Below are 413 nucleotides of genomic sequence, written 5' to 3'. Positions count from 1 at the left end.
AGAGCAATTTATTACTACTCCTGTAGAACTCTCGCTTCAAAACATTCAACAATTAGTAGAAATTCGCTCTGTTTCCCGCTTTGGCTTGTCTGTCGTAACGGTCGTTTTTGAAGAAAAAATGGACATTTACCTCGCTCGGCAGCTGGTAAATGAATACCTGCGAGAAGCCAGAGAAAATATTCCCGCCGAACTCGGGCAACCGACCTTGGCACCCATTTCTACAGGTTTAGGAGAGATTTACCAATATGTGGTTCGCCCCGAAGAAGGCTTTGAAGAAAAAATTAGTTCTACTGAACTACGAAGCATCCAGGATTGGATCGTCAAAAGGCAATTGGCCGGAATTCCCGGAGTCGTAGAGGTAAACACCTTGGGTGGCTACCTGAAACAATACGAAGTAGCCATTACACCTGGCC

1 protein-coding gene is annotated in these 413 nt (G+C 45.3%); it reads left to right on the top strand.

Annotated features, from left to right (window positions below; all coding sequences use genetic code 11):
- Nucleotides 1-413, top strand: a 413-nt coding sequence (locus tag ACRBG0_RS14790) for an efflux RND transporter permease subunit (RefSeq protein WP_431487642.1), incomplete at both ends; no start/stop codon positions are given.

Source organism: Lewinella sp. (genome assembly GCF_050633125.1).
Taxonomy (GTDB): domain Bacteria; phylum Bacteroidota; class Bacteroidia; order Chitinophagales; family Saprospiraceae; genus Lewinella.
Note: the sequence above shows the minus strand (reverse complement) of the source record. Positions and strands in the feature narration are given on the sequence as shown.